Annotated in this window: 13 protein-coding genes; 3 read left to right on the top strand and 10 right to left on the bottom strand. The window is 52.4% G+C overall.

Annotation, left to right across the window (positions count from 1 at the left end):
• Window positions 1–51: 51 nt before the first annotated feature.
• Window positions 52–696 carry an MOSC domain-containing protein gene (locus CA13_RS17240; RefSeq protein ID WP_146398668.1) on the bottom strand — a complete coding sequence of 215 codons (645 nt, stop codon included), beginning with the start codon at window positions 694–696 and terminating at the stop codon, window positions 52–54.
• A gap of 298 nt (window positions 697–994) precedes the next feature.
• Between CA13_RS17240 and gyrA the strand changes: the two genes are divergently transcribed.
• Window positions 995–3,706 carry a DNA gyrase subunit A gene (gene gyrA / locus CA13_RS17235; protein WP_419195120.1) on the top strand — a complete coding sequence of 904 codons (2,712 nt, stop codon included), beginning with the start codon at window positions 995–997 and terminating at the stop codon, window positions 3,704–3,706.
• 165 nt (window positions 3,707–3,871) lie between these two features.
• On the opposite strand, the gene CA13_RS17230 is transcribed toward gyrA, so the two are convergent.
• The 3 genes from CA13_RS17230 to CA13_RS17220 are packed head-to-tail and all read right to left on the bottom strand — an operon-like array spanning window position 3,872 to window position 7,644.
• Window positions 3,872–5,431 carry a serine/threonine-protein kinase gene (locus CA13_RS17230; RefSeq protein WP_146398664.1) on the bottom strand — a complete coding sequence of 520 codons (1,560 nt, stop codon included), beginning with the start codon at window positions 5,429–5,431 and terminating at the stop codon, window positions 3,872–3,874.
• 12 nt (window positions 5,432–5,443) lie between these two features.
• Window positions 5,444–6,310 carry an ATP-dependent sacrificial sulfur transferase LarE gene (gene larE / locus CA13_RS17225; RefSeq protein ID WP_146398662.1) on the bottom strand — a complete coding sequence of 289 codons (867 nt, stop codon included), beginning with the start codon at window positions 6,308–6,310 and terminating at the stop codon, window positions 5,444–5,446.
• On the bottom strand, window positions 6,310–7,644 hold the full coding sequence (locus CA13_RS17220) for an outer membrane protein assembly factor BamB family protein (protein ID WP_419194489.1): 1,335 nt from the start codon (window positions 7,642–7,644) through the stop codon (window positions 6,310–6,312). The genes larE and CA13_RS17220 overlap by 1 nt, the downstream gene beginning before the upstream one ends.
• 310 nt (window positions 7,645–7,954) lie before the next feature.
• Between CA13_RS17220 and CA13_RS17215 the strand changes: the two genes are divergently transcribed.
• Both CA13_RS17215 and CA13_RS17210 read left to right on the top strand, forming a co-directional pair.
• Window positions 7,955–9,493, top strand: a complete 1,539-nt coding sequence (locus CA13_RS17215) for a hypothetical protein (protein WP_146398660.1) — start codon at window positions 7,955–7,957, stop codon at window positions 9,491–9,493.
• Window positions 9,494–9,526: 33 nt separating this feature from the next.
• Window positions 9,527–9,946, top strand: coding sequence for a hypothetical protein (locus CA13_RS17210; protein ID WP_146398658.1), 420 nt, complete (start codon window positions 9,527–9,529; stop codon window positions 9,944–9,946).
• A gap of 109 nt (window positions 9,947–10,055) precedes the next feature.
• Here CA13_RS17210 and CA13_RS17205 read toward each other — a convergent pair whose 3' ends face one another.
• The 6 genes from CA13_RS17205 to CA13_RS17180 all read right to left on the bottom strand — a co-directional run bounded on the left by CA13_RS17205 (window position 10,056) and on the right by CA13_RS17180 (window position 22,152).
• Window positions 10,056–10,961, bottom strand: a complete 906-nt coding sequence (locus CA13_RS17205; protein ID WP_146398656.1) for a transglutaminase family protein — start codon at window positions 10,959–10,961, stop codon at window positions 10,056–10,058.
• 13 nt (window positions 10,962–10,974) lie between these two features.
• A complete protein-coding gene (locus CA13_RS17200) occupies window positions 10,975–13,485 on the bottom strand; it encodes a circularly permuted type 2 ATP-grasp protein (protein WP_419194488.1) in 2,511 nt (836 codons plus the stop codon).
• A 161-nt stretch (window positions 13,486–13,646) separates the two neighbouring features.
• Entirely contained in the window at window positions 13,647–16,988 is a 3,342-nt protein-coding gene (locus tag CA13_RS17195) for a transglutaminase family protein (RefSeq protein ID WP_146398652.1), read from the bottom strand.
• On the bottom strand, window positions 16,985–17,971 hold the full coding sequence (locus tag CA13_RS17190; protein WP_419194487.1) for an alpha-E domain-containing protein: 987 nt from the start codon (window positions 17,969–17,971) through the stop codon (window positions 16,985–16,987). Before CA13_RS17190 ends, CA13_RS17195 begins: the two co-directional genes overlap by 4 nt.
• A 58-nt stretch (window positions 17,972–18,029) precedes the next feature.
• Window positions 18,030–19,562 (bottom strand): circularly permuted type 2 ATP-grasp protein, encoded by a 1,533-nt coding sequence (locus tag CA13_RS17185; protein WP_146398650.1) that lies wholly within the window; start codon window positions 19,560–19,562, stop codon window positions 18,030–18,032.
• Between the two features lie 361 nt (window positions 19,563–19,923).
• On the bottom strand, window positions 19,924–22,152 hold the full coding sequence (locus tag CA13_RS17180) for an NADP-dependent isocitrate dehydrogenase (protein ID WP_146398648.1): 2,229 nt from the start codon (window positions 22,150–22,152) through the stop codon (window positions 19,924–19,926).
• Between the last annotated feature and the right edge of the window lie 146 nt (window positions 22,153–22,298).

The raw sequence follows: 22,298 nt of genomic DNA, 5'->3' as shown, positions 1-22,298 counted from the left end.
GTCGCAGCGTTTGCAGGATCAATGGGCGATCGTCGTGGGGACCAAAGCTGGCTAAGCCAGGTCCTTTTTCCAGGCCTCTGCGAGAAGCGGTACGGACATCAGCTCGATTACTTCCGCCCGATCGCTACGGCGGCCGAACATCACATCATTCGCTCGAGCGACGGTCCACGTCGGGCACGGACGCTCAAGCACGGTGACCTCGTCGCCGACTTGAAGTTCTCCTTCAACCACAACGCGGACGTACCAACCTGTCCGGCCGGTTTGTGTCGTTTCCTTGACCAATGATTTCACTCCCCATCTCCGTGCGATTTTCCAGCACGGTTGACGTGGTTGGCTCACCTCAATTTCGCAGCTCCCGATTCGGTAGCGGTCGCCGAGGCAAACCGTTTGCTCGTCCATTTCTGCCATCGTCAAGTTTTCGGCAAAACCACCAAAGCCGATGGCCAGTTCGGGATGCTCTGCAGCCCAGGCGTCGTAATGGACTGCTGCGTAACAGAGCACCGCTTTGTCGATTCCGCCGTGGTTCTTCGTGTTGGCGACATGGTCCCCGGCGATCCCCATGGCAGTCATTTTCACCCGGTCCGAAATCGGCATTTTGTAGAACCCGGTTGTCCAATGACGCGACAGCGTATCGGTCGAATTGGAATCCCCTTCGGAAACCAGCTTCCCTATTTGAACACCTGCAACGCGAATCATCGTGAAAGCCCTCGAGTCATTCTGGGAGAAGGAAATCTGGATGCTCTAAGTATCGTCCAGGAAACACTTTGCGGCAACGGGGTAAAACCGCCGTCCCGTTGTGAAGGAAAGCTAAAACCGGTAAACTATTGCCCTTCCATTTACAGCATTTCTTGCTTAGGACATCACGTTGGCTGACGACGATAACAACAACGAAAACGGCGAAACTGAGGGCGCGGCACCCGCTGAGGATAACGGCAACAATAATGGCGGGCTTCCTCCTAGCGGAGGTGATATCGGTGGTGCCGGCGCTTTCCGGATGATCGATTTACCGATCGAGGACGAGCTTCGAGAAAGCTATTTGACATATGCGATGAGCGTTATCGTCAGCCGGGCTTTGCCGGATGTTCGCGACGGATTGAAACCGTCACAGCGGCGAATTTTGGTCGCGATGAACGACTTGAACCTCGGTCCGGGTAGCAAGCGAGTCAAATGTGCGAAAATTTCGGGGGACACCTCCGGTAACTATCACCCGCACGGTGAAAGTGTCATTTATCCGACGCTGGTTCGGATGGCCCAAGAATGGAACATGCGGTCGCTGCTTATCGACAAGCAAGGGAATTTCGGCTCCGTCGCGGGGCTTCCCCCCGCGGCGATGCGATATACCGAAGCTCGCTTGAGTGCGGTTTCCGCGGCGATGCTCGACGACTTGAAGCTCGACACCGTCGACTACATCCCAACTTACGATGAAGTTCGCACCGAACCGACGGTGTTGCCGAGCCGATTCCCAAACCTGTTGATCAACGGTAGCGGCGGGATTGCGGTCGGTATGGCGACAAGTATCCCGCCACACAATCCGACTGAAGTATGTGAAGCGTTAATTCGCTTGGTCGATCATCCCGATACGTCGATCGATGAAATTTGTGAGATCATTCCAGGTCCTGATTTCCCGACCGGTGGCATCATTTGTGGCCGAGCCGGTATACGACGCGGCTATAAAACGGGCCGAAGTACCGTGATCGTCCGAGCACGTTGCCGAATCGAAGAGATGAAAGGCAATCGATCGCGAATCGTCGTGACAGAGATCCCGTACCAGCAATACCGCGACCGAGTGATCGAAAAGATCGCGGCATTGGTCAACGGAGACCGAATCAAAGGCATCTCAGGTATTCGCGACGAAAGCGATTTGAAAGAGCCGGTTCGTTTGGTAATCGAGCTCAAACGCGACGCTGATCCAGACGTGGTGTTGAACCAGCTTTACCAATTTTCGCCTTTGCAAGATACTTTCTCGCTGATCTTCTTGGCGCTGGTCGATGGCAAACCACGCGAATTAACAATCAAGGAAATTTTGCAAGAGTTTCTTCGTCACCGTGTGACTGTGATCCGCCGACGAACGCAATTCTTGTTGGCTCGCGCGCGTCGCCGAAAGCATACTGTCGAAGGTTTGCTATTGGCGCTCACCGATATCGATAAAATTATCAAGACGATTCGCCAGAGCAAGACGCAGCCCGAAGCGAAGCAGCGTTTGATGGAAATCGAGTGTCCATCTTCAATGCTTAAACGAGCGCTCGGCGATGATGGTTTCCAGCAATTCGTTCTTGAGCGAGGCGAAGAAGAGAATTACCGACTGACCAGCGTTCAAACCGATGCGATCCTTCGCATGACGCTTGGCCAATTGGTGAACCTCGAACAGGAGAAACTGCTCAACGAACACACTTCGCTGTTGGCTGAGATCACAGACTATCTCGATATTTTGTCAAGCCAAGAACGGATCAATGGCATCATCAAAGAAGATCTCGAGGAGATGAAACGGCGCTTTGGTAACAAGCGGCGTACCGAGATCAGCATGGAAGAACTCGGCAACATTGACCTCGAAGATTTGATTACCGAAGAAACGATGGTCGTGTCGATCAGCCATCGTGGATACATCAAACGAACTCCGACGAGCGTCTACAACACTCAGCGTCGCGGTGGTAAGGGACTGAAAGGTGCAAAGACGGACGACGAGGATCCGATCGAGCATTTGTTTGTCGCAAGCACGCATGCATACTTGCTCTTCCTGACCACGGCCGGAAAAGTTCGTTGGCAAAAGGTTTACGACTTGCCGCAATTGGCTCGCGACAGTAAGGGCCGCGCGATCGTGAACTTGTTAAACCTACAAGAGGACGAAAAGATCGCAGAATGCTTGGTGATCCGTGACTTTGATCAAGAAGGTTACTTTGTCGTGATGGCCACTCGAAGTGGATTGATCAAAAAGACGCCTCTGGAACAATACAGTCGTCCGAAAAAGGGTGGCATCATTGCGATCAAATTGCGAGAAGAGGACGAGCTTGTTGATGCCGCCGTGATTGGACCGGGCGATGAAGTCGTTCTGGTCACCGCATCAGGCATGGCCATTCGGTTCCGCGAATCGGACGCGCGTCCAATGGGCCGCAACACCTCGGGCGTTAAAGGTATTCGATTAGTCGGGGACGATACGGTCGTCGGGATGGTGGTCGCTGATCCAGATGCAACGCTGTTAACCGTTTGCGAAAACGGATACGGCAAGCGAACTTTCTTTGGCCCGAACGCCGCCGTCATGGGTGGTGGCGATGAATCCGAAGAAGGTGGCGAAGATGACTCGAATGATGAAGAGGGCAGTCCGTCTAGTGCTCGCTATCGAACCCAAAAACGGGGCGGTAAGGGCGTTCGTGATATTCGCACCAGTGAGCGGAACGGCAAGGTAATCGGGATCGCACATGTGACCGATGAAGACGAACTCTTTATGATGACCGCAAAAGGTAAGCTGCAACGCATCAAAGCCGCGGATATCAACGTGATCGGACGGAATACCCAAGGGGTCCGGATCATGAACGTTGACGAAGGCGATAGCTTGGTAGGGGTTGTCCGTGTTCCACCAGAAGAAGAATCCGAAGAGGGCGTCGTCGCACCAGTGACGGTTGAAGGTGAGGTTGTTGATTCTTCGACCGAGCCCGCCGAAACGGGTAGCGACACGACTGAATCATCGGACGAGCCAACTTCCGAAGAGTAGGGAAAGAGCCCGTAGCGTAGTGGACGAATGGTCCGTCGGTTCGGCCGATGGAAACACACGTTATTTGGTTCGGCTAAATCGTGCACATAGTCCAACAAGCACTATGCCGCGTCATCAGCGTTCAGGAAAGTGCTGACCGCTTCACTGGGACTGCCGAGCGTTTTCCTAGGAATCCCCTTTTCCGCTACTGGTCAGACCTAATTGCAATCGTTCCTTTTCGGGAACAATGCGATCAAACTGTTCGGCCACGCCCCGATTGAGGTTTTGATAAATCGTTTGCAGTTGAGTCTGGGTTGGAGTCAACTCTTTGGATGCTCCAAGTTTGCCGAGCACTTCGCATTGTTGGACAAGCGCGAGGGCTCGGTAAAGCCGATCGATACGCGGGTCGCGGATCAATTCGTCAAGCACATGGCCCGCTTGCCGCCACTGCTGCTCCGATGCCAAAAAGCGGGCCAATTGCAGTCTGCTCTTTGCGTAGTACCCGGTGTTAAGTGAATTGTTTTCATCCGGCGGAAAATACTCTGAAACCGCCAACCATCCGGGTTCATCATTTCGTGTTGCGGCAATCAAGTATTGTTCTTGAACCGATTCCGCCAGTGGAACTTGATCGGGTCGCAAAACACGTGTAACGCTCTTGGCTGGCCGGGACATCCATATTCCGGCCGTTGCAACGATACAAATCGTTGGCGCCAAAAACAAAGCCAGCCCTCGCTTAATCGTGTTATTCCGATCGCGCCGAACCTCATCCGTGATCCGTTGAAGCCGAATGGTTGCCGCGGCCGTCCCAATCGTGGCGGCACTTGAGTATCCCGAATCGAATGCTTTGGAGCGGACCGCGTCGAGAAGTTCTGTTGGTGATTGAAAACGATTTTCGGGGCGTTTGCGGATCAATTTTGAGACGATCGCAATCAACCATTCGGGCAAATCGTCGGTGCCACGCGCTCGATCCAGTGGCATTGGCGTATCGTGTAAGTGCATGACCGCCAGCGCCAACGGGTCATCCGCCTCAAACGGTGGACGCCCGGCTAGCAGGTGGTACATGGTGACTCCGAGCGAATACAGGTCACTTCGAGCGTCGACGGTGTGGCCTTGCACCTGTTCAGGGCTCATGTAGCGAGGGGTCCCGAGTGTCAGCCCCGCCTGAGTCAAATCGGCTCTCGTTGCATCCACATCGGGACCGAGACGTGCAAGCCCAAAGTCGGCGACCTTAATGATCCCACGCTCGGACCGCATGATATTCTCAGGCTTGATGTCGCGATGCGTGATGCTTGCTTCTGCGGCGACTTCAAGTGCCGAGCCAACGGCAACAAGGACCTCGATTGCTTCGTCAGCGGACAATGATCCGCTTACCGACAAAATGTGACGTAGGTTATCGCCATCGATCAATTCTTGAGCGATGTAGTGAAACAAGTTGACGCTGCCGACTTCGTAAACTTGAACAATGTTGGGATGGTTCAACTTAGCTGCGGCCTTTGCTTCCCGGCGAAAGCGAGCGACGTAATCGTCGTCACGAGCGAAATCACTTCTCAACACTTTCATCGCGACGTCGCGCCCGAGCGACAAATGGCGTGCCGCATAGACATCCGCCATCCCTCCTCGACCTAGTTTTCGCAGCACTTGGTAATCGCCCAAACGACAACCTACCAATTTCGATGACGAAATTTCTGAATCGTCTCGCGAAGAGCCTTGGGGGGGAATCGAATTGAAATCAGGAGACTGCGACATAAAAGTACGTTCTTAAAGAGAAATTCCTTTGCGAGATTCGCTTGTTTCAATGGACACTAACGCTCGATTTAAACTGCCTGACTGTAAGCCTTGTGTGTCCACCGTAACGTAGCGGAAGCCAAGGGAGCGATACGTCTTGTTCATTTCAGCGGCAAGTGACGCATCAAACAGCCGGTATAGTTCATCCACTGGCACTTCGACGCGAGCCAATTCGTCGGCATGGATTCGCACTCGCAGATCGCTAAAACCACGGTCGCGAAGCCAATTCTCGGCTTGCTCGATTCGCGCCAATCGTTCCGGCGTCACATCCACACCATAAGCAACGCGGCTCGCTAGGCAAGGGGAAGCGGGCAGCTCCGCGTTTTCGAGATTGAACCATCGTGCCAATGCACGGACTTCTATTTTGCCGAAGCCGAGATCAGCCAAGGGCGTCTTTACCGATGCAAGTTTTCCCGCTTCGATGCCGGGCCGATAATCTCCTAAGTCGTCTGCGTTGGTTCCTGAAATCAGCACAGTCTGGTCGCATTGGTCTGCAATCTGAGCAAGCGTTCGATAGAGGGATTCTTTGCAGTAGAAACATCGCTTGGCATCGTTTCGGATATAGTTCGGCTGCGATCCTTCCTCGGTCTTGACGACCCGGTGATCGATCCCGATTTGATCGGCAATCCGTTCGGACCAATCAATTTGCCACTGCGAAACACTTGGTGACCATCCGGTAACGGCGACTGCCGAGTCAAGCCCGGCTTGCATTGCAGCAGCAGCAACCACGCTGCTGTCAACGCCGCCCGAAAAAGCGATTGTCACGCGATCGAATTGGCGCAGATAATCAATGAGTCGTTTCGTATTTTCCTTCGTGGTTTTCGTTTCGACTAGATTCATTATTCCGACTCACTTCGGTTACTCAAACATCGGATTTCATCACCCACTCGCAGAACCAAGTAGCCATCGGAAAAGGCTGGTGTTGCACCGACCGAACCACCAAGGTCCACTTTACCAAGCGGTTCGAATTTGTCGCCGGTGCCCATTAGGGTCGCAATGCCATCGAGGTTGATTGCCAATAGTGTGTCGCCAACAATGATCGGTGAAGCACTATAGTTTCCTCCAAGTCGTTTGGTCCAAACCGGCGTTCCCGTTTCGATTTCTCGGCACGACGCGATGCCTTTGTCGTCGACCATGAAAAATTGGTTTCCTTTGACCGCTAACGTTGGAACATAGGGCGCGCTACGGTCAATCCGGTAAACCTCTTCTGGTTTTTCCGCGTCTGACGTTGGGATGCGCACGGCAACCAGTTCGTTTCCGCCACCGCCACTTCCGGTTGATGCCAATGCCAAATTTCCATACAGAACGGGTGTGCTGCAACAACGCTTTGAAAATACCGGAAGGTTCCACAACATCCTACCATCTTGGCTGTCGAGTCCAAACATGCCATTGCCGGTATTGGCCGCAATGATTTGTGTGGTTCCATCGGGAGCAACGAAAATCGCAGGTACACCGTAACAAGTTCGCGTTGTTTCGAGCGGTGTTTCCCAGAGGGTTTCACCTGTGTCGCGACTAACGGCGATCATGCGGCTTTGACCGGGTTCTTCCCCAGGACGCAATTGGTCCGCTTGTTGAGAATTGAACAGCAACACCATTGAACCAAACAGTCGAGGTGAGGTCCCGAAACCATGTTGGCTTTGCCAAGTTCCGAAGTCGCGAGACCATTGCTCATTCCCATCAATGTCAAATGATTTTAGGAAGGTGTGCTCGGAATCGCTCCACGCAACGACGATGCCTTTGTCGTCCACGGCCGGAGTGCTAGACGCAAACGAGTTCCGGCTATGAACGTGAAAAGCTGATTGGGGGAAAGACTTTTTGAAGACAGGGCTACCCGTTGCGAGCTGAACAGCTTCCAGTGAGATTGTTTTGGCTTCACGGTCCGTGGTGAGGAAATAGATTATGCCACCTGCTATGACGGGCGACCCCACATCGGATGCAGCAAGGGGATATCGCCAAACATATTCCTGGTCGGTCCAGTTTTTCGGCAAACTTCCTTCCGAGACAAAACCAGTCCCAGCGGGGCCATGAAATTCGCTCCATCCCACTTTGACTTCTGCCACATTAGAATTCGGATCGGTTGAGCCCGATTCGGCAATGACCAATCGACCGTTAGATCCGGCAATGGTGATGGTAAGGGCGATACAGACCGCGGACTTTATAGACGAAATTCTCAAATTCGGACCTTTGAGTGAGAAGATGGCTGACCCAGAGTCTTGTTGGAGCGAGTCTTTATGGTACATCGAAACCGCCGATTGTGACACGTAGCAACTGATCAGACCCAATTGCTGCGGTTTTTGGCAATCGTTCGGATTATGCCGCATGGATAGAGGTTCGCGGGCAAGGTAGGGGCGTAATTTCGGTTTCCTTACCCGGCTGCGCGTCATCTAAAGAGCTACGTTTACGATGTAACGGGATGACAAAAATCGCCAAAAACGCTCGGGGGGCTTCCGGGCATTCCAAATCCTTTGACCTTTGAACTGTTTCATGCAAGGCCTGCAGCTCACCTTCAATCAACTCGCCGAATCGCTCAATACTGCTGCTGTCGATCTGTTGATAGACACCGCAGGTGCTACCGATCCATCGATGCGGTTAATGGCAATGGAAGCACTTCTAAAACGCTCGGAACCGGAATGCGGCGACGTGGTTTTGACCAGTTGGGAAACGCTTGATCTGCACTGCCGTCGTTTGCTTCGCAAGAAGAAGCAATGGCTTTACCCCGCAATCGAAAAAGCAATTCAGGAACGCACCTCCAATTTGGCTCGCGCGATCTCCGCCACCGAAGCCCTTGGTATCAACAATGTCATTTGCCTTTTGGTTCCGATCGTTGAAACTCATCCGTCGGAAGTGATTCGTGTCTCCGCGATGGAAGCGATCTTGGAATTGGCACGTGAAGTTGGTCGCGACGCCAGGGCCGAACGAGGGCAATCATCCGATCGAACGCGGATTGTTGCAGCATTGGCGGAATCCGTTCAGCGATACAATAAGCATCGCAACGACAGATTGGTTGACGCATTCTTAATGGTTTGCACTTGGTCCGACCGCGAACTTCGCGCACTGGTCGCTCCTGATAGTCCCGTTGAAAGTTTACTTGCCGATCGATTTCGAACGACTCAGCGAGTCGGTATCGTCGAACTGTTGACAGGGTTTCTGGGGCGACGGAATGTTCCAATGTTTATGAAGGAAATCCTCGCTTCGCGGACTGACGAAGTGTACCGCGACTTCTTTTTGCGAATGATAGGGCACGAGCCTTCGTCAATAATCCTTCGAAATTTATCCGAAATTGGAATTCCGCGATGTTGTTTCGGTGACGCTAAGCTAATGGACCAAATCAGTCCCGATCATCGCGCCGCCGCCGTGTTCGTCTACAGCCAAGCTCATACGGATGTGATTGCATACTTGCGAACCGTGGTAGCCGCCATTAATCGCGGTGGACCCGGCGTGACTACGGCGGCAGTGCTTGGACTTAGTAAATGTGAAATTCCCGAAGCAAAGGTATGGCTGCGTGCCGCAATCGTGTTGTCGGGCAAAGACCGCATTGCGATCCAGGCGGACCGCAATGCATCGCTCTTAGAAGAACTAATCGAACTGCTCGATAATCCCGACGCGGCATTGGTCCGATCGGTCCGTCGTATTCTGAAACCATTGCATGTCGCATCGATGCTTGATCGACTTCAAGCGTTGCCGGAGGAACATCGTCGAGCGATTGGCCGCATTGTCTTGGTGATTGACGCCGATGCGATTCCGCATATTCGCGATGGACTTCGTCATCCCGTCCTGAAAAAACGGCTCGCGGCTATCGCTGCCGCAGACGCACTGTCTGCGGTCGACTTGCTCACTGACGCATTCGAGCGAATCTCGCGGGAAGACCACCAAGAAGCTCGCGTGCGTGCCTGTGAAGTGATGGCCAACGCTGAAAGTTTGATATCGCTGTCACTGCTACAAGAAATGGCTGCCTTGCCACCTTGTCCGGTTCGTGACGCTGCTGTGAAGGCCCTCAGCAAACGCAGTGTTGCTGTCGCCTAAATCAAATACGAATCCCCATTTTTTTGTTCCAACATGATTTCGTCCAACATTGCCACTCTGTTCGCTGAGACTCGCATGGCCGAGATCAGCATGCAATACCGCGAATCGACTACCAGTTCTGGTAATTCCACTTTGTGGATCGTCGTGATCCTCGTCGCTGTAATCGCCATTGTGTTCTTCGTGTATCGTTTCCACATTCAAGGTTCTATGCATCAGCATTGCCCAAATGCGTTGCTGACCGAATTGTGCGGCGTTCATCGACTCAACCGCACGGGGACCAAGTTAGTGCGCACCATTGCGACCGAAGCTGCATTGGCTCAGCCAGCATTAATGCTTCTAAGCGAAGCCTCGTTCGACGCGGCTGTGGAAAAAGCAAGAAAATCTTCGGCGATCAAGCCCGAGCAAAATGCGATCCTCACGATGGTTCGCCGCCGGTTCTTTGAGGAAGGATAGGTTGGATATTCGCTGAGCCGCCGAGCGAACACGTGCACTCAGCTTCACAGCCTCTCTTTTTTTCACAGGCCCTTTTTCGACCAACTTGCTACACCGATTGCTTCGTGCATCAAATTTGGCTCACTTCGATTGGCATCACATCAACGCTCACTTTCAATGCCGTTTGCCCACCGCCAATGATGACTCCACGCATCGGACTGACATCTCCGTAATCCCGACCGATACAGATTGGGATATGATCCACTCCGCATAAGCAGCCATTGGTGGGATCGCAGTCGACCCACCCAAGCGACTCGCCGGCGTACAGGCTCAGCCAAGCGTGTGATTCGTCAGCACCGACCAATCGTGGTTTATCCGCTGGCGGGATGGTTCGCAAATAGCCACTCACATAACAGGCTGGCAATCCAATCGATCGCAAACACGCGATTTGGATATGTGCAAAGTCCTGGCATACGCCTGCTCGTAACTTGAATGCGTCGGTCGTCAATGTATCGACGTGTGTCGCCGTTGTGTCGTAGTGAAAATCCTTGTGAATGCGTTTGGTCAGATCCAACGCTGCGTCGAGAATTCCGCGTCCTTGTTGAAACGATACCATCGCATAGTCGGCAAACTCTTGTTTGATGGGCACACGAGGCGAGTCAAATCGGAACTCCTGAATGATGCGTACTGGCGCATCTACGGGATCGCGCGTTTCATTTCGGATCGTTTCCCAAGTTGGCGACGGGGACTGCGAATGAAACCGAGGGGGCGCAACCGTAACTTCGCTTTTCGCAATTGCCACCAATTTTTTATGCAGCTTTTCGATGGCGAATGAATAGACACGGTTGCCGAAATAGTCTTCGTGCTCGGTGACCGTATCTGGCGCGGGGCTAACGGAGATCTGCGAGTGATGACAAATCAAACCATGCCGCGAAGATGGCTTCATTCGCAACTGGTTTTGGCAAATCGCCACCGGCTCGCTGTAGCGATATTCTGTGCGATGCTCGATACGATAACGAACCGATTCGTTGGACACGATTGTAAGAAACCTAGTTCACGTCGATGGGGATAACGCCGGTCAACGCTTGCGCCGTACCAGTGTGGATCAAATAACGGGCTGCGATTGCATCGGACAGACTTGGTAACCCTTCGATCAATTGTCGAAGCAACCGTTGCAAATTTGATCGTTTCCCTGAGCGATCAATCTCACTCAGTACAGAGGGATCGGCCATCCGCAAGCAATGCAATAGCTCACTCGCCAGTTTTTCGTCCGCTCCCAAACCAATCAATTTAGCATCGGTAGGCAATTGCATGATCAACTCAACGATCTCCTGCAATTGGAATCGCAACGACCGCGGATTGGTTTCATCGGTCACCAACAGATCCATCGCGGGTGCAGGGCGTACCAAATTCAAATATCGCGAGCGGTATGTCATTAGACTATCGACAGCGTCAAGCACCGCTTCGCTCAATGTTGCTTCGTTTTCGATCGGTTGAACCAACGTGGCATCGAGTAATTCCGACGTTTGATCCGCCCGCTCGATTCGTCGTCCGAGTTGCAAAAATCGCCAACCATGCGTTCGCGTCGTGCTCTCGTTTGCAATCCCAGCAAACGCTAACAAGTCTGTGATCAGTTGGTTCAATTTTTCAATCAGTCGGCCCATGTTGTCATCGGTATGCGCTGGCACATCCATCGTATCCGATCCGATGCGTTGAATGATCCGATAAGCATCGATCGAAATACGGTCACGAACGGCTCGGGCGTTCATCACAATCGAGCGGATCGTTGCTTGTAAACCTCGTGGTTGATTGGGGTCGTTGACCGAATCTGGAAGCATGTTCTCGACACTCGGCAAACTCCCATCCAAACCGGCGACCGCATAGTCAGGCTCAATCTGTCCAATTGCTGCAAGCGCCGCCAAAAGTCGTGGAATCTCAGGCAACTCATTCAGTTGGTTTTCGCCAGAAATGCGAACGAGGGTGGTTCTTAGAAGTCGCGTGATCGCTTCAGCACGCTCAGCATAGCGGCCAAGCCAAAACAAATTCTCTGCGACACGGCTCGGTAACTCATTACCGCTGCGTTTTAGCGAGATTTCTGCGTCGAAAGATGGCAACAGCGTGGTTTCCGTGTCGACGGGCTGACTACTGGAGATCCAACAATCCATTGTCAACAAGCCACTCACCGTTGACTCTTCCAAATGCTGTTCGGCCGGACTTAACCGCGCAAGTGCACCGGGGAGTACTTCTACCCCTTTTTTGGTTTGCAATTGGAAGCTACGGAGTGCAACATGCCAGGGTTCGAGTTTTCCTTCGGACCAAACCGGCGTCGTGCTGTGATTGAGTTTTTGCTGTGCGACGTACTCATGTGGCTTCGCTTTGATTGCCCCAATCAGTTCTTGTTTGGCTGATTCGGATAGTCCCGACGGAGCAACGGGGGCCGCGCCAGTCACTGCAAATGCTGGTCGAATGATCAGGCTGTTAAGATTTTGCAGCACAAAATCACATTCCTTTTTTCCCCCGCACCAATAGGTGGCAATGCTCGGCAGTTGCAGCGGTTCTTGAAAAAGGAATTGGCTTGCAGCCGGCAAGAACGGTAACAGTGCGGGCGTCTGAGCCATTACGCTGCCGATCGAATTGACCACCGCCACGTTTTCTTCGCGAATCGTTCGCAATAGGCCCGTCACGCCCTTGTTCGAATTAGGTTCCAGTTCAAGTGGATCGCATTTTCGATCTGAGACATGACGCCATAAAACCTCGATCGGCAACAAGCCGCCTAGCGTTTTAAGGTTCAATTGACCACCGCGAACCGCCAAGTCGGTGCCTTCAACAAGTGTCAAGCCGAGATAGCGAGCAAGGTATGCATCTTCAAAATCTCGATAACTGTCACGCCCCGGCGTCAATAGCGAGACACGCGGGTTGTCTCGCATCCGAGAGGCAAGCGAACGAAGATGGCGACGGAGTGAATCAAAAAACGATGCTAATCGACGCGTGTTGCATTGACGAACCAACTGTGGAAATACGCGAGACGTCACGATTCGATTTTCAAGCAAATAGCCAAGCCCGCTCGGTGCCCGAGTTCGGTCACTCGTAACCCACCATGTTCCGTCGGTCGCTCTCGCCAGATCTGTTGCTGTAATATGAAGTCGCTTGCCGCCTACGCTTGGCAATTTGTGATAGGCACGCTGAAAAAACGGGTTTGCCCAAAGGACTTCCGGCGGAATCACCTTCTCTTTTATCAAACGTTGTGGGCCGAGCAAATCATCGAGGACGGTTTCAAGCAGCACGGTTCGCTGAGTCAAACCGGATTCGAGTTTTGACCAAGAAGTTGAATCGATGACCAAAGGAATGGACGACAAACGCCATGGTCGCACCAAACGTCCTTCGTCGCTGTCGACGTTGAAAGTCGTTCCGTTTTCGTAAATCAATTGATCGATCGTCGCCGATCGCTCGCGAAAGCCATCGGGACCGAGAGATTGAAAATAATTCGCAATCGGTTGCCAATGCGGACGGATTTGTCCATCCGCCGACTTGCATTCATCATAGCGAGTCGACGCTGGCACATAATGACTCAGAGAACACGATGCGGTGACCGGTGAGGACAAGACCAGGTGCCTATGAAAAAGAAACTTATTTGTGCAATACGCGGATTCTAACTTAGTTTCAAAGGCGAGATAATAGTACTATTTTCATAATGGTTGTGTTTTAAATAATCTCGTAAGAGCTATTGAAAACGTCTCAAATCCAACGTTATCGGATACTCACATCGTCCGATTAACTTAGGCATTGACGGAACATCGATCGTTCCACCAGTCATTGTCATTGCTTCAAATTGAACCGTACGTCGAGATTCCGCTTCCGCAGCGTTGATAGGAAAGATCTCGTGGCTTCGTCCCGCCGGGTGAACTGCATGATACCGGCATCCGCCAATCGAACGGCGATTCCGCATGTCGACCAAATCGAATTCGAGCGGCGTATGGATTCCGATTGTAGGATGCAGGCATCGTGGTGGTTGCCACGCTCGATACTTGATTCCTGCAACGTATTGGCCTTGTACACCTGTTGAATGCAGCGGCACTCGAATGCCGTTGCATGTGACCGCGTACCGTGTCGCGTCCATCCCATCGATTAGTACCTCCATCCGTTCGAGTGACGAATCAACGTACCTCGCTGTTCCATCCGCCCCAGGTTCTTCACCCATTACATACCAAGGTTCAATGCCGCTTCGCAGTTGCAATCTAATGTCCTGGTAGTTGATCTCTCCAATTTTTGGAAACCGGAATTCAAATTGCGGTGCGTACCACTGTGAATCCAAACCAGCTCCGCTTCGATTCAGTTGATCGATCAAGTCGCATAAATCTTGCCAAACGAAATGTGGCAACATGAATCGATCGTAGAGGCTCGTTTGCCAGCGAATCAGTGGGTCCTTGCAAGGCGACTCCCAGAAGGTCGCAATCGCCGCTCGGATCAACAATTGCTGCGCCAAATTCATCCGCGGATTTGGTGGCATTTCGAAACCACGAAGTTCCACTAGCCCTAATCGTCCTGTCGAAGAATCAGGCGAATACAGTTTGTCGATACAAATTTCAGTCCGGTGAGTGTTACCAGTCAAATCAACCAACAAGTCACGAAACAAACGATCGACTAACCACGGTGGGCGATGATTTTCCAGCGTATCGAGTTGGGCGAGTGCGATTTCCATCTCGTAGATGGCATCCACACGAGCTTCATCCATTCTGGGCGCTTGGCTGGTCGGGCCAATAAATCGACCACTAAATAAATACGAAAGCGCGGGATGGTTGTTCCAGAATCGGATCATGCTAGCCAATAGATCCGGTCGCCGAATGAACGGGCTGTCAGCAGGCTTTGCTCCCCCGAGCACGATGTGACTGCCACCGCCGGTTCCCGTATGCCGCCCATCAATGTCGAACTTTTCTGCACCGAGTCGACTCAGCTTAGCCTCCGCGTAAAGCGATTCGATCTGGTCCGCGAGTTCTTCCCATGATGAGGTTGGATGCGTGTTGACTTCAATCACACCAGGGTCAGGGGTAACTTTGAAATTTTCAATGCGGTCATCGGGCGGTGGCAGATAACCTTCTAGAATCACGGAAATATTCAGCGTCTTGCAAGTCAATTCCACAGCATTGACGAGGTCTAAGTAATCCTCAAGCCGCTGTGTCGGTGGCATGAAAATGTGCAAGCGACCATAGCGGCACTCGACGCATAGAGCCGTGTTGACGATGTCTTCACTGGTCGGCGACTCATCGGGGATTTCTTCGTCGAGTACTTGTTCATTGACAGGCAATTCAAGTGAACTTTGGCTGTCCCATTGGCCTGATTGAACAGCCGCTTCATTTCCTTTGGGCAGTGGCGGTAGTGGAGGACGCGGTGCAAATGGGTCTGCCGGCGAAGTGTAAAACGGACTCGTTACGTTGGTGCTATTAGGCAGCGTCGAGATTGGCAAGCGAAGTCCGATCGGTGAATCGCCTGGGATCAAATAGATCTTTTCGCTCCTTACGGGCCAACGTCCGCTCATCCAACCCGGACGTGTCTGCCACCATGCTCGGCGAATCGGTAAGACAAACCCAATCGGTTTGCTTAGTCCGTTTGTAAAGGTCCGCATCATCATTGACCGCTCGTTTGGGTCGTCCAACTTTGGGTCAGTTGGATCGACGTCGACCGGCAAGCGGTTCTCGCGCCATAAGTAATGGAAAACGTCTTCGAAGACTGGGAACGTCATCTTGGCATTGATGTTCAATTCACTTGCCAAATGGCGGACAAACCGATCTGCATCTTCGTGGGTGTACCCATAGTCGGTACCTTCGTCAGCCATGAACTTCGGATCATTCCAGATCGGTTCGCCGTCACGGCGCCATAGACATGTCAATGCCCAACGGGGTAATGATTCACCGGGATACCATTTGCCTAAGCCGTAATGCAGCAAGCCACCCGGCGCAAATTTGTCGCGAAGTCGCAGCAATAGTACGTTGCTAAGGACACGCTTTTCTTCGCCGACCGCATCGGTATTCCACTGTGGATCGTCCATGTTGTCGATCGAAACAAACGTGGGTTCGCCACCCGTGGTCAAGCGGACATCCCCGGCAATCAATCGCTCGTCAATCTTCTCACCCGCTCGCATGATATCGTCCCATTGGCCATCGGAGTATGGCTTGGTGACTCGCGGGTCTTCGTGAATGCGCACGACCTTCATCTCGTGGTCGAACTCGACATCGCACGGTTCATGTCCTCCGCTGATCGGCGCAGCACCATCGAACGACGGTGTGCACGCGAGTGGAATGTGGCCTTCGCCTGCAAAAAGCCCGCTTGTTGGGTCGAGCCCTACCCAGCCAGCACCGGGCAAAAAGACTTCGGTCCAAGCATGTAAGTCACAAAAATCCTCGGCCGGTCCTTCGGGGCCTTCGATCGGCTTTTCATCGGCAGTCAATTGGATCAAGTATCCAGAAACAAAGCGTGCTGCGATCCCAATTTGGCGAAAGGTTTGGACAAGTAGCCAAGCCGAATCACGGCATGATCCGCTGCCGAGTGTCAAGGTTTCCTCGGGGGTTTGGACACCAGGTTCCATCCTCAGCAAGTACTTGATTCGTTTTTGAGCCAACTGATTCACGTTGACCAAAAAGTCATTGATACTATCGGATTTGGTAGGAAGTGAATCGACCCACTCAGCAAATTTTCCTGTTGGTTTGCTGCAAATGAGATATGGGGCCAATTGCAGCTTGACATCGTCTTGGTAACGGAACGGCCATTTTTCGGCGTACGATTCCACGAAGAAATCAAATGGATCGATCACGGTCATGTCGGCCGTCAAATCGACGGTCACCGTGAATTCCGTCGCCATTTTGTTGAACACAAACCTTGCAATCGGGTTACCGAACGGGTCTTGTTGCCAATTGACAAAGTGGTCCTCGGGTTCCACCTTCAAGTTGTACGCATCGATTTTTGTCCGCCCGTGGTAAGCCGGCCGCAATCGCACCAACTGAGGGCCTAAGGTGATCGGTCGCGGGTAGCGATACGATGTTTTGTGATGAAGCGAAACGCGAATGGTCATGTAGAACTTGGTTGGTTGAAGTAGTCGTGATTTAGAAGATTGCCAATCTCATTTAGCTCGCCTTGAAGCAAATCAATGAATTGGTGCATGCCACCCGCAAGTACCTCTTTGACGTTGGTGCGAGAGAGGCGGTGCTTCAACGCAGCGATTTTTTGTCGGGCCTCTCGTGGAACCGTTTCATGAGACGATTCGCTGATCTCGTACAAAGACCAATCCGCTCCGGCAACACAGGACAGAATCGAACGAGGAAACGTGCGATGAAACAAAAAGAATTCGACAACCTTTTCGAGGTCCACCAAATGGTGATCACGACGGTAGGCCTCAAATCCGCTAATCGCCAGCAGCAGCGTTGACCATTGCAAGTCATCCACTGCCGTACCAACATCTTCGATACGCGGCAGCAAATTGAAATACTTGACATCAAGGATGCGGGACGTTTTGTCTGCTCGCTCAAGCAACCGTCCAACATTGGCAAAGTGCCACGCCTTGTTATGCGCCATGGTGTTGTCGAGCGTTCCCGACCACATCAAAGCGTGCCGTCGAACACTGTCGAAAAACGCTGCCGTAGGATCGGTCAATTGCTCACTCGTTGCATGTTGAACAAAGTGATAGAACTCATTCAATTGTTCGTATGACTCAGACGACAGCGATTCGCGAACGGACTTTGCGTTTTCTCTTGCTGCTCGTAAACACGTTAGCATCGAACTGTGGTATTCCAGATCGAACGCCAAGAATTTGACTACGTTTTGAGCATTCGGGGGACCGTACTTTTCTAAAAACCAAGCGGTATCGCCAGTAACCTGGACAAGGGGTTCCCAAGGGTCAACTACATCTTCGGGTTGGTCGAGGATCAAGTTTAGCGTAACTTCCAAGAATCGAGCGTGATTCTCGGCTCGCTCTACTTGGCGGCTCATCCAATAAATTGATTCGGCGACGCGAGAAAGCATAGTCGGTGAAAGCGTGAAAATGGGGATTCGGGTCATGAGTGGAACTCGCGGAAAGTTCCTATTTGCTTCGCTCTGAAAGCCTTTGTGGCGTTCGTTAGGAGTTGGAGCTTGCGACGGGCTGACCTGCTTCGGCAACGACCCAAGTGTCTTTGCTGCCGCCGCCTTGCGATGAGTTAACCACTAGCGAACCTTTCTTAAGTGCGACACGAGTCAATCCGCCTGGCATCACCCATACGTCGTCCGGACCGCTATACAAAATATAAGGACGTAGATCGACATGCCTTCCTTCGATCGTATCGTTAGCCAACGTCGGAACGCGAGAAAGTTGCAATGTTGGTTGTGCAATGTAGTTCCGTGGGTTTTCGCGAATCTTTGCGGCAAACTCGGCCCTCTCATCGTCCGTTGCATGGGGCCCAATTAGTATGCCGTAGCCGCCCGACTCGCCAGCGGCTTTGACGACCAATTCGTCCAAATGATCAAGCACGTAATTGCGGTCTTCTTCCTGTTGACAAACATAAGTCGGCACGTTGGCAAGAATGGGTTGTTCACCGAGATAGTAATCGATCATCTGCGGAACAAATGCATAGATCACTTTGTCATCGGCTACCCCGGTACCCGGTGCGTTTGCGAGCGCCACATTGCCAGCACGATAGGCTCGCATCAAACCGGCGACGCCGAGTGCTGAATCTTTGCGAAAGACTTCAGGGTCCAAAAACGTGTCATCTACACGCCGATAGATCACATCAACTTGCTGTAACCCATCGGTCGTTCGCATGTACACGAAGTCATCTTGGACGACTAAGTCTCGTCCTTCGACCAACTCGACACCCATCTGCTGAGCAAGAAACGAGTGCTCGTAGTAGGCGCTGTTGAACACGCCCGGTGTCAAAACAGCGACCGTAGGATTGTCAATTTCCCACGGCACCATCGAACGAAGCATACCGTACAGCCTCGATGGATAATCGTTTACTGGACGAACTCGAGAAGCGCCAAATACTTGCGGAAAATTTCGTTTCATGACGTGGCGGTTTTGCAGTACGTATGAAACGCCCGAGGGACATCGCAGGTTGTCCTCGAGCACATAGACCGCCCCTGTGTTGTCGCGGACTAAATCCGTGCCAGTGATGTGACACCAAACATCCCGTGGCGGTTTCAAGCCGACACACTGTGGCAAAAAAGCGGGACAGGAATCAATCAACTCTTTAGGAATGATCCCGTCATTGACGATCGCTTGGTCACCATAGATATCGGACAAAAAGCGATTCAGCGCTCGGATACGTTGTCGCAATCCCGCTTCGATGTGATGCCAAAGCATCGCCGAAACAATCCGAGGGATCACATCAAACGGCATGATCTTTTCCGTGCCGGAGTTGTCACTGTAGACCGTAAATGTGATTCCCATTTGGTAAAGTGACCGTTCGATCGAACGTTGACGCCGAAGCAATTCCCCTGCCGGAATGCGGTTGATTAATTGCACCAGCATCTCGGCATCGGGGCGGGCCATCGTGTGTTCGTCAACAAGTTCGTCGAAGAATCCGTCGGTCTGGTAGGACTCCAACTTGGGTGCGACGATCGACTGCCGGGGGATCGACTGGAATTGGCTTTGCGATGGTATTTCGTTTTGCATCGGGAACAACGAACGAGAAAAGAAGAGAATCGCTCACAATGTTGCCCAGTCCGCCGATCTGAGACTTTCGAAGTTTACAAGAGGGAAGGACGGATGAAAGAGTCATCCGGCAATTATTTCGGTAATGGTCCCGCAACGCCCTAAAGGCACATGGATGATGTTCATTTTCCCATAGACCAATCGGCAAGATCCCGTTGGAAATTATTTTTTTCTCGCCTGCCCGGTTCTTCGAAATGGAACGACCCCATCGCGAAATCCCATGATCGGATCATGACGGAAATTCGAGCTGTCTATCCGTGATTTTCTGATCTGCCCTGAGGGTCAAACGGTGATCATGAACACTGCCTTCACCACTCCAGCTTTATGACAGCTTTGCCAAAATGCTGTTGAGCGTTTCGCTCGGACGCATTGCCTCGGAAGCTTTCTGTTTGTCCGGGAAATAGTATCCGCCGAGATCAACAGGGCTACCTTGGGCTGACGCTAGTTCATCGACGATCGACGACTCGTTTTGCTCCATCGCTTCGGCAATGGGTTTGAATGTAGCGGCAAGCTCTCTGTCGGCGGTTTGATCTGCCAAGTTTCGGGCCCAATACATCGCCAAGTAAAAATGACTGCCTCGCGTATCCAGTTCACCCACTTTCCGCGACGGTGATTTGTTGTTTTCCAAAAAATGTGCGGTCGCGGCGTCCAATGCGTTGGCCAAGACTTGTACTTTGGGATTGCCTTTCTTGCGGCCCAAATCCTCGAGTGATACCGCCAGTGCCAAGAACTCACCAAGCGAGTCCCATCGCAAGTGGCCCTCGCTAACGAATTGTTGGACATGCTTCGGTGCCGAGCCGCCAGCGCCGGTTTCGTATAGCCCGCCGCCTGCGAGTAAGGGCACGATCGAGAGCATCTTTGCACTGGTGCCTAGTTCCAGAATTGGAAATAAATCCGTCAAGTAGTCTCGCAACACGTTGCCGGTGACGGAAATGGTATCGAGGCCTTCCGAGGCCCGCTGGCAAGTCGTCTCGGTCGCCGTGATGGGATCAAGAATTCGAATGTCCAACCCAGAAGTGTCGTGATCTTTCAGGTAGGTTTCAACTTTAGCAATCAGGTTGGAGTCGTGGGCGCGATTTTTATCGAGCCAGAAGATCGCGGGCGTACCGGAGATTCGCGAACGATCAACTGCAAGTTTCACCCAATCTCGTATCGCAACGTCTTTGGTTTGGCACATTCGCCAAATGTCGCCCTTTTCGACGCTGTGTTCGAAAATGGTTTTGCCGTTTACATCCGCAACGCGAACGACTCCTGATGCCGGGATTTCGAACGTCTTGTCATGTGAACCGTACTCCTCGGCTTTTTTGGCCATTAAACCAACGTTGCTAACGGTTCCCATCTTGGTGACATCAAAGGCACCGTTCCTTTTGCAGAAATCGATCGTTTGTTGATAGACGCCTGCGTAACAACGGTCGGGAATGATTGCCTTGGTTGGATGCAATTTGCCGTCCGTCCCCCACATCATGCCGGATGACCGGATCGCTGCGGGCATGGATGCATCGATAATCACATCGCTCGGGACGTGAAGGTTGGTGATGCCGCGATCCGAATCGACCATGGCAAGCGACGGGCCTTTCTCGTAAACCGCCGCGATGTCGGCTTTGATTTCTGCTTGCATGTTCGTCGGCAAGTTTACCAATTTGGCTTCGAGGCCACCCATGCCGTTTTTGGAGTCGACGCCAAGTTCGGCCAGCGTGTCGGCATGCTTTGCAAAGACATCGGCATAGTAAACCTCGACGGCATGTCCGAATAGAATTGGATCGGAAACCTTCATCATCGTTGCCTTGAGATGCAACGATAGCAGGACGCCACTATCGCGAGCATCGTCGATGGCTTTGGAATAAAACTCACGTAGCTTTCGGACGTTCATCACCGAGGCGTCCACGACTTCGCCTGCGTCGACTTTCAAGGATCCCCGCAAAATGGTTTCGCTGCCGTTGTTGTCAACAAGAGTGATCTGCAATTCGCCGGCATTTGCGATGACAGCGGATTTCTCCGTTCCGTAGAAATCGCTGTCGGTCATGTGGGCGACATGGGAAGGAGAGTCAGACGACCATTTCCCCATCGAATGTGGGTTAGCCTGCGCGTATTTTTTTACCGGTGCGGCTACTCGGCGGTCGGAGTTTCCTTCGCGAAGCACTGGATTGACCGCGCTTCCTAGCACGGTTGCATACTTCGCCCGCGTGGACTTTTCGGCATCGGTTGTCGGGGCGGCGGGAAAATCGGGAACGGAGTAACCGTGCGATTGTAGCTCCGAGATCGCTTCGGTTAGTTGTGGGATCGACGCGCTAATGTTGGGTAGTTTGATGATGTTTGCAGATGCCTCTTTGACCATCTCGCCGAGTTCCGCCAATGCATCGCTGATTTCTTGATTCGGAGCAGCTTTTGGGAAGGCAGCCAAAATTCGCGCGGCAAGCGAGATGTCTTTGGTTCCGATGCGGACTCCGGCGGCGCTGGCGTACGCCTGAACGATTGGCAGCCATGAATAGGTCGCAAGCGCGGGTGCTTCGTCGGTGCGAGTGTAGATGAGATCGGCGGTCGCGTTGGACATGGTCAACCTATGCAATAGTTCGTAAACAGACTGTGAAGTGGGAAAGGTTCGCGATTCTAAGGGGCAATGTCAATAACCGGCAGTGTCCCAAAACGCAACGGGCGGCGGTTTCGTGTTGTGAATTGCGTCTATGCCTAGGAAGGCAA

Origin of the sequence: Novipirellula herctigrandis (assembly GCA_007859835.1) — a bacterium.
In the GTDB taxonomy this organism is placed as follows: Bacteria; Planctomycetota; Planctomycetia; order Pirellulales; family Pirellulaceae; genus Novipirellula_A; species Novipirellula_A herctigrandis.
The sequence above is the reverse complement of the archived record's forward strand: the minus strand, read 5'-3'. Positions and strand labels throughout refer to the sequence as shown.

Excerpts from the sequence above, each read along its gene's own strand:
- CA13_RS17240 (WP_146398668.1), bottom strand. The coding sequence starts at position 696 with ATGATTCGCGTTGCAGGTGTTCAAATAGGGAAGCTGGTTTCCGAAGGG.
- gyrA (WP_419195120.1), top strand. The coding sequence starts at position 995 with ATGATCGATTTACCGATCGAGGACGAGCTTCGAGAAAGCTATTTGACA.
- CA13_RS17230 (WP_146398664.1), bottom strand. The coding sequence starts at position 5,431 with ATGTCGCAGTCTCCTGATTTCAATTCGATTCCCCCCCAAGGCTCTTCG.
- larE (WP_146398662.1), bottom strand. The coding sequence starts at position 6,310 with ATGAATCTAGTCGAAACGAAAACCACGAAGGAAAATACGAAACGACTC.
- CA13_RS17215 (WP_146398660.1), top strand. The coding sequence starts at position 7,955 with ATGCAAGGCCTGCAGCTCACCTTCAATCAACTCGCCGAATCGCTCAAT.
- CA13_RS17210 (WP_146398658.1), top strand. The coding sequence starts at position 9,527 with ATGATTTCGTCCAACATTGCCACTCTGTTCGCTGAGACTCGCATGGCC.
- CA13_RS17195 (WP_146398652.1), bottom strand. The coding sequence starts at position 16,988 with ATGACCATTCGCGTTTCGCTTCATCACAAAACATCGTATCGCTACCCG.
- CA13_RS17190 (WP_419194487.1), bottom strand. The coding sequence starts at position 17,971 with ATGACCCGAATCCCCATTTTCACGCTTTCACCGACTATGCTTTCTCGC.
- CA13_RS17185 (WP_146398650.1), bottom strand. The coding sequence starts at position 19,562 with ATGCAAAACGAAATACCATCGCAAAGCCAATTCCAGTCGATCCCCCGG.
- CA13_RS17180 (WP_146398648.1), bottom strand. The coding sequence starts at position 22,152 with ATGTCCAACGCGACCGCCGATCTCATCTACACTCGCACCGACGAAGCA.